Genomic DNA, 8,561 nt, shown 5'->3' with positions numbered 1-8,561 from the left:
GTGAACGCCGACCGCCGCTGATTTTTACAATGACTGAACATAATCTATCTACTTTCCATTCTGAAAATGCTTAGTTGCTGATACGGCGTGTCTTGAGACTCAGTATCACTTTCGTTTGGCATTGTAGTGCTGCAATACCTGTATTGTCAAGCGCGACTTTCTAACTGGGGATTTTCTCAGAGCCAACGAAATCGCACGCGCCGTGCCGCCCCACGACCTGCCCGGGCGAAGAGTCGTCGCTAGACGGAACTCGCGTAATATTCGCTAGTTAGGGCGTGGGGCCGTGGCCCTGTTCATAGCCGCCTCGATGGGCCACGCGGATCTTTTTCTCCAAGTGTGTTGCGCCGCGCGACAGCCTGTCGAGGTGCGCACGCCAGAGCCTGGGGTGCGGACGCCAGAGCCTCGGCCTTAACCGAAATTGTCCGTGTCCGTGAGTCAGCTCATAATGGGGTGTGGCAGAACTTCCGCCGCAGGCTTGAAACGTCCCAACCTCGGTTCGCCTGTTTGCATTCGGACGCATGGACAGCTCGGAACGGAATCCCATGAACAAACCCGAAATGGCGGTGGTCGTGACCACATACGAGCGACCGTGGCACCTTCGTCGGGTGCTTCTGTCGTTGGCGGTCCAAAAGAGTTCACCTCCGTTCGAGATCGTGGTGGCCGACGATGGCTCCCAGGATGAAACGCCCCGGGTTGTCGAGCGATTTCGCCAGGAAACGGGCCTGCCTGTGAAGTTTGTGACCCATCCTCACGAGGGATTTTGTCCGGCCAGGGCCAGGAATGAAGGCTTCGCCGCGACAGTGGCCGCATACGTGCTGTTTCTGGACGGTGACTGCGTCGTTCCGCCGGATCATTTGGCCATCCACATGCGAGCACGCCAGCCCGGCCGGGCGATGACGACGGATTGCCTTCGCTTAAGTCAAGAGGTTACGCAGACATTTACGGAAGAAGTCGTACAATCTGGGGTTTTTACCCGGTGGATGCCACGACGAGAAATCGCGCGGCTGCGACGCGCCCATTGGAAGGCCGTTTTCTATCACTTTCTCCGCCACCCGACCAAGCCCCGAGTTCTCAGCGGAAATCTTGCTTTATGGCGCGAGGATTTCGAGCGAATCAACGGATTTGATGAGAATTATCGCGGCTGGGGGTGCGAAGACGACGATTTGGGCCTGCGTCTCCACAAAGCGGGAGTTCGGGTTGTTTCCTTGAGGAATCGCACCTGGACCTATCATCTCTGGCACCCCCGGGTGGCAACTGCACCCGACAAAATCCGGGACGGGGTGAATATCGACTATTTCCATCGGGCAGGGCGGCTGACGCGGTGCCGCAATGGCCTTGTCAAACGGGATGTTTTCGACCTGGATGTCATGATCAGCGGCCAACCGGACGATTGTGAACAGCTCCCTGAGGCGATGAAAAACGTGCTGCTGAAACTGATGGGGCGCGCACGAAGCCGCCCCGATGCCAGGCCGGAGGTTGAAATCCTGGTGTACGGTTGGCACAAGGCCTTTCGCACGCGGGCGGAATGTCGGGTTCTCATTGTAGGGCCTTCAGCAAGGCCCCCAGGGAGCCTCGTTCGTAACGCCGACGTTATCTGCCTGACGGACGACCACTGCTCTCCAGACATAACAGCCGTCAAGCGGAGAGCGCGTGTGGTGGGGCCCGAGGAAATGGTCACCCTGTGGCAAATCATTGGTTGACGTAAACGTTTGATGTCTCTCGGATCTGTCGCTTCTACCCCCTTGGGCCGGGTGAACCGTTAGGCCGAATCTCAAAGCGTTCTTTCCAGCACGCGCTTGCACGATCCTGGGATTTCTTAAGATCGCGCACGTGGAGAGCGTGCCGAGATTTCTTGTTGAAATAGAGAAAAAGAGAAAGAGCGGGCGAACCGAAGGGAAAAGACGCCTCGCCCACTCTTTCCAAACGGGAAGCGGGGGTTGTGCGTGCTCCGTTATCGAGAACTCAAGCCATATAGACTGCTCGGGGGACGACCATCGCCCGTTCGATTCGCCTCCCCCAGACCGGTCAAATCGATACACGTTTTGCGTGGCCGTCACCCCGCAGCAGTTTTTTCCTCTCCAAAAATTTCAATAGCCAAGTTACCCGCCGGCGCACGCAGAAGCGAGGAAATTTTGTTCGCCTCCGCAAGATCGTCCCACCGCAGTGGCGGAGAAGGCCCCTTAAAATGGCTGTCACGCTGCCCTCGCCGCTTGAGGGGCTTGCAAATTGAAGAGCGAGAAGATCTCTTCCTGGGTGAGGGCCAGTTTTTTCGGGGTCGTGGCAGAAAAAATCGTCTCGAACAGAGCCCTTTTCTGCTCGAGGATGGTATTAATCCGCTGCTCGATGGTGTCCACGGCCAAGAATCGGGTCACGATCACCGGCCCTGCTGCGCCGATGCGGTGGGCGCGATTGATCGCCTGATCTTCAACCGCAGGATTCCACCACCGATCGAACAGAAAGACGTAATTGACAAATTGCAGATTGAGCCCCACGCTGCCGGCTCCGTAGCTCATCAAAAGAATCCGGTGCTCGGGATCCTCGCGAAAACGGTGAATCACCTCCTCCCGCTGACGCGGGGGAATTCGCCCATGGAAATAAAGGGGGCGATACTGCGGCAGCCGTCGGCCGATTTCTTCCAGCGTTGCCACCCACTGGCTGAAGATGATGGCCTTTCGGCCGCTGTCGGCAAGTTCTTCCAGATCGACTTCCAGCCGCTCCATCTTCGCGCTGGCCCCAGTCACGGGGTCGAAATTGCAGATTTGTTTGAGGCGGATGACAAGCTCGAAGACGTGCTGAATCGTGATTTCCGCGCCCAGTTCGGATAGCCGCAGGACGCCCTCTTTTTCCGCCATCTCGTAGGTTTTCCACTGTTCGGGAGTCAATGCGATTTCGGCATCGCGGAACAGTTTGGGCGGCAGATCGGTCAGCACCTGGTCCTTCGTTCGTCGCAGCACGAAATCGGCGATGGTCCTGCCCAATCGATGGGGTTTCATATCCGTCGTGAGGAATCCAGGGGAAAGAAACTCGAAAATCCCCACCAGATCGTCGGTGCTGTTTTCGACCGGCGTGCCTGTGAGGGCCCAGCTTCGTTTGCGGGAAATCGCGCGGACCGCCTGGCTGGTGGCACCGCTGCGATTTTTGATCCGCTGGGACTCGTCAAGGACGACGAGGTCAAAACTCACCTTCGGCTCGCCGCTTTCGTCCTTTGCGGTGAAAAACTCCTGATCTCGAGGTAACAGCTCGTAATTGGCGATTTTGACGGGGACGGTGGTCAACTCCCACTGCCAGCGGCGGCGCTGTGGTTCGCCCTCAATCACCATGACCGGTATTTCGGGAGCCCAAAGCTCAAATTCCCGTCGCCAGTTACTCACCAACGGCTTAGGGCACACCAGAAGCACCCGACGAACTTCCCCGCACCGGAGCAGCAGTCGAATGGCCGTAATGGCCTGCATTGTTTTACCCAAACCCATTTCGTCCGCCAGAATGGCCGCATGACGGGGAAATAAAAAGGCCACTCCTTCCAACTGATAAGGAAACGGTGTGTGGGGAAACTCAAGTTGACGTTCGGCAAGAATGAACTCCAGGGGTGGCTGGAGCAGATAATGGAGTCTGTCCTCCAACTTGATGACATCCTCGGGAGGCTGGATGCGGTGCCCGGTACCAGGCGCCAATCGCTGAAGCAAAACCGCGGCATCGCACCTGACCCCGCGCCGCGGTCCTGAGGAATGCCCCGTCGCCCGGGACTCCGCCGAGCTGATGGCATTGACGGAGCCTTCTGCTCCGCTTCTTACCGTCTGACCGGAGAGAGCGCTTCCACTCGCTCCCGCATCCTCCGCGCTCGCAGTGTCGGCATGATCAAGAAATAAAAAGCTTTTGACTTCGATTTTGCTGGTCCCTGGATTGAGTGCCAAAACGCGGAAAGCAGGCGCCGCCAGTTCCCATGTCTGGGTGTCCACGGCCAGCCCACGTTCCAGTCCGCGATTCCAGCCGGTCACATAAGGGTCAATCCGGAAGCTGAGGGTAAACGGTTCGTAGGTTTCGAGGGGTGAGGATTGTCCAGCGGGCGTTGTGAGCGTGCCTGCAGTGGGAAGTTCACGTTCCGCCATCGTCTTGGGAGAGTTCTCGTCGTTGGTTGCCTCAAAGGGTGGGTGTTCGGCGTGGGAGTTGCTTCGGCGTCGCCACAGAACGCGGAACAGCATGGGCAATTACCCCCGTCGAAGAGCTTCTTCTAAGGCCGCGCGAATCCGTCCGAACGGTTCCAGTAGGTCGAACGCTTCAGCCCACGGAGAAAGAAATTCTTGCACCTGCGTTAGCGTCTCACGCGACGATTCCGGGATGAGAAGCGTGTTTCGCCCAATCTGTAGGCTCCGACAGGCGGGGATCGCCCCGCATTCGAGAAGGGCTGCGCCCACAAATGGGGCACCGGTTGCCGAGGGGCACCGACCTCCCGAGGCCGCACTGGCTACCAAACCACAGTCCACCGCCTCTGTCGTTTCAGGTGAAACAACGAGTACCACCGGCTGTTCCACCACCTGAGAAAGTGTGAGGGCTTCCCACTCCGAAACAAAGACAATTTCCACCCCCGACTTCGCCTTGGCGATCAAGGCCGGTGCCATTTGTTCACCCAGAAGATACGGCTTAAGGGTCGGGCCGTAGAGAATTTCCTGTGCTCGGGTGGGTCGGACAGGCGTCGTGCAGTGAAATTCGATAGGGCGACCTACCCCATTGAGGATCAGGTATCCCCCCACGTATCCGCCGTCTGCGAGTGGAACCGCGGTGAAAAAACCTAACCGCAGGGACGACCTGGTCCCCACCTTGTCGTGCTGTGTCATAAGCCCTCGCTGATGCCAACCCGGGGTTTGCTAACTCTTCTGCTGAGCCAGTTCAAACGGGAGAACCGGCAAATCTCCCGCGTGCGTCATCGTCATCGGATACCGATGACGCGGAACTTTACGGCTCCGTCGGATGTTCTTGCGGAAAAGAATTTGCGGGATTTGCCCACACGGAAATCTTTTTTCAAGGGGAGAAGAAAAACTTTTTCTCAAGTCCCGCGCCCGACACTCGACTTTTGCGGTCGGTTCTGGTTATACTGATCTGTTAAATGAAGGAGGTATCGTGACCATGAGCGAGAACCGACCCATGCGGCCGCCACTTTTTACTCAAATCGATGTGTCCCAAGCTGCTCCCCCGCCGTCACCTCCTCCTGCGGGGAGTCTTGCCGAAGTAGCCATGCTCCTGCGTCAGTTGCTGGCGATCGAGCAGCGGCAAACCAAATTGCTCGAAGACCTCGTCAACCACGTACAAAACACTCAGCGACAGCGAGCGATGGAGCTAGGGCAATGGCGTCAGGCCAATCCGCACCTCGCCCGAAAATGCCGCGAGGCCGCGGAAGCCCTCGCCCGCGTCCAAACGGAATTTCTTCATCAGCTCACTGAAGAAGTGAACGAAAATTTTGACGCCCTCCTTGACGGCGAATTCATGTTTACCGAATTTGTCGATCGGTTCGGCCCGCGAATGGCCCATCTCAACAGCATCCTCCAGGTGCTCACGCAGTTGAGCAGTCCGCCGCCGGCCCCGAATTCGTCCAACAATAACTCACCCTGATGGTGGCATGCCATCACGGTTAGTTCAAATGTTCGAAATGTTACCGCCTTGGGCGCTCCGGTGTTGTCTGCCTCAAGACGGTGCTGTAATGGCGGCGCACGACCCGCCTGAATGTGTGCGCTCTTTGTCTGGTCATGCACGATGATCGCATGCCATTTGGGCATTTCTTTTCTGCGGTCGCAGCCCAGAGTCGATCCGCTTCACCAGTCCACCTAGGAAACATCGCTACGTTCGGTAAACTCGATGTTTTCCCGCCGCGTATCAACTGGAAGCGTCGGCGTGCCGATGAAGGACCTCGGGAACGGACTTAGGGCTCTCGGTACGGTCACCTGAGTCCCTCCCGCAGAGATTGCATCTGCCAGCTTGCAGATGACCGAACGTGTTGGCAGACGCTTCTTCCTGCCGTTCACAAATCGGACAGCACGCGACTGCGATGCCCTCGCGTCGCACTGCGAATGAGCACTCGCAAGCTGGCGCAATGTCGCCGTCGTTGTTGTTAAAGTATCTGCGACCAAATTCCATGAGGTGAAGTTCTGAAAGCAACGTTGATTTCACAACACAGGAGGATTGACCCATGCGCCGTTGGATTCTGATCGCTGCCATGGTGTTGGCATCTGGCTGGATCCTGAGCCTCAGCGAAGATGCCTCGGCCAGCAGTCGCCGGGAATATCGAGAGGCCATTCGATCTTTGCCGCTTTTGGAACGGCCGAACCGCTTCGGACACTTCTATGGCAATACCGTTCGCCGAATTTACCACAGGCGGCACGGGTATTTACCCCAGCCGGAAATGCCTCTCGATAATTCATCAGAAACGCCGGCGGCGCCAGCACCTACGCCCTCGGTCCATCAATCAAAGTAAGATTGCCGGCGCAATCTCTCGAAATGCGCGTCAGATCGTCGCGCCCTGGCGGGAGCAGCTCGACGTGCCGTTTCCTGGAAGCGGCCATCGGCCTGGGGCCGCGAGGTTGAGGCACGTGTCCATGCGGGCGCGATGCCTGTTGCAATATGCCGGCGATATCTTCAGCTTGCCGTTTTCTCCCCGGTGCACTCTCTCATGTTGCCAACGGACAGCGTGATGTGTTGTCCGACGGATACACTGTGCACATCCGAATCCTCTTCAATCCCGGCGAACGGTAGGCGTTTTGGCTCATTTTCCGCAAATCGGTCGTACTCCTGGCCATTTGGCATGGGGATCGCCCCTCATACCGCCACATCCGGACGTTACTGGAATTCGGGTGGTCAGGAGAAGGAAAGGAGCCGAAGGATGCAGCGCGCTGGAACGTATCTGCCGGACCCTGTGATGGAGCACCAGCAGGTGGACTGGATGCTCGTGTCTGTCAACGAATGCCCGAATTCAGAGGCCGAGGAATACATCATTCGCACCTATTTCCGGGTTCCTCAAGAGCCGTACGGCCCTCGCGGAGCATTCGTGAAACCCGTGGAAATTCGCCGCACGCGCAGTTGGGTCCTTTTCCGCCAGGTCTCAGGTGTTCTGTACTGAGCCGTTCTGCCGAAATGGCCAGTCGCCGACGGCTGCACCACCGATTCGGCCCTCTGGCACCAAGGTTCTTTCCCTGTAAAAATGGAACGCCAGTGGAGCACCTGCCACGGATGGTCCTCGGGAAAGAATCACGGTTTGTGTCAGTTCACAGAATCTGCAATGCCGTCGGTTAATGGATGATGCTTACCATGCTCGGTTGGTGGCTCACCTGCGACTCAGCCTCATCGAAGGTGTTGGCCCCCGCCTTTACCAGTTGCTCATCAACCGTTTTGGCTCGCCCGAAGCGGTCTTCTCTGCCAGCGAAGACGCGCTGCTGGAAACTCCGGGTGTGGGACGCCGCCTGGCCACCCGGCTCCGCAATCCTCCCTCCGTAGCAGAAACGGACGAGCTCATCGAGAACTGCTACAAATCGGGAATTGATATCCTGTGGATTGAGCACATCCGTTATCCGCGACTGCTCAAGGAAATTCCCGACCCACCTCTGGCCCTCTTTGCCCGCGGCGAACTGAAGTCCGAAGACGAGTTGGCTGTAGCGATCGTGGGGACCCGCCACGCTTCCACCTATGGCCTGGCCATGGCGGAACGGTTGGCGGCAGGTTTAGCACGGGCGGGAGTCACAATCATCAGTGGGCTGGCTCGGGGGATCGATGCCGCAGCTCATCGCGGCGCTCTAACGGCAGGCGGACGCACAATCGCCGTTCTGGGGAGCGGCGTGGCGCGAATTTATCCACCAGAGCACACAGCCCTGGCCGAGGAAATTATGCAGCACGGGGCCTTACTCAGTGAAGCCCCGCCACACGCTCCGCCCCATGGCGGTATGTTTCCCCAGCGCAACCGGATCATCAGTGGGATGGCCCTTGGCGTGGTCATTGTCGAGGCCGGCGAATCGAGCGGTGCGTTGATCACGGCCCGTCACGCAATGGAGCAGAACCGCGAAGTCTTCGCCGTTCCCGGTCGTGCCGACTCGCCCAATTCCCGCGGATGCAACCGGCTTTTGCGAGACGGTGCGAAATGGGTAGAATCCCCGGAGGACGTCCTGGACGAACTGGGACCGCTGATACGGCCCGTGGCACGCTCCGACGGTACGACCATCCGCCAGCCTGCCGAACTCAAACTCACGCCGCTGGAACAGCAGGTCCTTCAAACCATCCGAACCGATCCTACCCCCATCGATGAAGTGATCGCATTGACAGGTCTGGCCGCCTCGCAGGTGCTGGCCGTCATCAGCGTGTTGGAGATGAGAAAGCTGATCCGCAGAATCGGCACTGATGTCCAACGCCTGTGGTGATTTTGTTGCGACGAGCTGTCAACGTAGCTGTCGGATGCCGTAACACGGATGAGCCGCCGTTCGATCGCAGCTCGTCACTAATCCTCAATGCTTTCAATCGGACCTTGGTGCAGTTAAAACGTGGCGAATAGCGAATTGCGAATGGCGAATGGTGGATTGGTGTTTCCG

General features: G+C 58.0%; 7 protein-coding genes. 5 read left to right on the top strand and 2 right to left on the bottom strand.

Annotated features, from left to right (window positions below; all coding sequences use genetic code 11):
• Positions 1-542 precede the first annotated feature (542 nt).
• The gene (locus ABJK56_RS06730) at positions 543-1,700 is read left to right on the top strand and encodes a glycosyltransferase (RefSeq protein ID WP_347243898.1); all 1,158 of its coding nucleotides are present in this window, start codon (positions 543-545) and stop codon (positions 1,698-1,700) included.
• 492 nt (positions 1,701-2,192) lie between these two features.
• On the opposite strand, the gene ABJK56_RS06725 is transcribed toward ABJK56_RS06730, so the two are convergent.
• Both ABJK56_RS06725 and ABJK56_RS06720 read right to left on the bottom strand, forming a co-directional pair.
• Entirely contained in the window at positions 2,193-4,199 is a 2,007-nt protein-coding gene (locus ABJK56_RS06725) for a DEAD/DEAH box helicase (RefSeq protein WP_347243897.1), read from the bottom strand.
• 6 nt (positions 4,200-4,205) lie between these two features.
• Positions 4,206-4,832, bottom strand: coding sequence for a hypothetical protein (locus tag ABJK56_RS06720; protein ID WP_347243896.1), 627 nt, complete (start codon positions 4,830-4,832; stop codon positions 4,206-4,208).
• A gap of 289 nt (positions 4,833-5,121) precedes the next feature.
• Here ABJK56_RS06720 and ABJK56_RS06715 point away from each other — a divergent pair, with 289 nt between their 5' ends.
• The 4 genes from ABJK56_RS06715 to dprA all read left to right on the top strand — a co-directional run bounded on the left by ABJK56_RS06715 (position 5,122) and on the right by dprA (position 8,393).
• Positions 5,122-5,604, top strand: coding sequence for a hypothetical protein (locus ABJK56_RS06715; protein ID WP_347243895.1), 483 nt, complete (start codon positions 5,122-5,124; stop codon positions 5,602-5,604).
• Between the two features lie 574 nt (positions 5,605-6,178).
• Positions 6,179-6,463 carry a hypothetical protein gene (locus tag ABJK56_RS06710; RefSeq protein WP_347243894.1) on the top strand — a complete coding sequence of 95 codons (285 nt, stop codon included), beginning with the start codon at positions 6,179-6,181 and terminating at the stop codon, positions 6,461-6,463.
• A gap of 405 nt (positions 6,464-6,868) precedes the next feature.
• Positions 6,869-7,105 (top strand): hypothetical protein, encoded by a 237-nt coding sequence (locus tag ABJK56_RS06705; RefSeq protein ID WP_347243893.1) that lies wholly within the window; start codon positions 6,869-6,871, stop codon positions 7,103-7,105.
• Positions 7,106-7,277: 172 nt separating this feature from the next.
• A complete protein-coding gene (gene dprA / locus ABJK56_RS06700; RefSeq protein WP_347243892.1) occupies positions 7,278-8,393 on the top strand; it encodes a DNA-processing protein DprA in 1,116 nt (371 codons plus the stop codon).
• Positions 8,394-8,561 lie beyond the last annotated feature (168 nt).

This window comes from Thermogutta sp. (assembly GCF_039793925.1).
Classification (GTDB): domain Bacteria; phylum Planctomycetota; class Planctomycetia; order Pirellulales; family Thermoguttaceae; genus Thermogutta.
Note: the sequence above shows the minus strand (reverse complement) of the source record. Positions and strands in the feature narration are given on the sequence as shown.

Excerpts from the sequence above, each read along its gene's own strand:
- ABJK56_RS06730 (WP_347243898.1), top strand. The coding sequence starts at position 543 with ATGAACAAACCCGAAATGGCGGTGGTCGTGACCACATACGAGCGACCG.
- ABJK56_RS06725 (WP_347243897.1), bottom strand. The coding sequence starts at position 4,199 with ATGCTGTTCCGCGTTCTGTGGCGACGCCGAAGCAACTCCCACGCCGAA.
- ABJK56_RS06720 (WP_347243896.1), bottom strand. The coding sequence starts at position 4,832 with ATGACACAGCACGACAAGGTGGGGACCAGGTCGTCCCTGCGGTTAGGT.
- ABJK56_RS06715 (WP_347243895.1), top strand. The coding sequence starts at position 5,122 with ATGAGCGAGAACCGACCCATGCGGCCGCCACTTTTTACTCAAATCGAT.
- ABJK56_RS06710 (WP_347243894.1), top strand. The coding sequence starts at position 6,179 with ATGCGCCGTTGGATTCTGATCGCTGCCATGGTGTTGGCATCTGGCTGG.
- ABJK56_RS06705 (WP_347243893.1), top strand. The coding sequence starts at position 6,869 with ATGCAGCGCGCTGGAACGTATCTGCCGGACCCTGTGATGGAGCACCAG.
- dprA (WP_347243892.1), top strand. The coding sequence starts at position 7,278 with ATGGATGATGCTTACCATGCTCGGTTGGTGGCTCACCTGCGACTCAGC.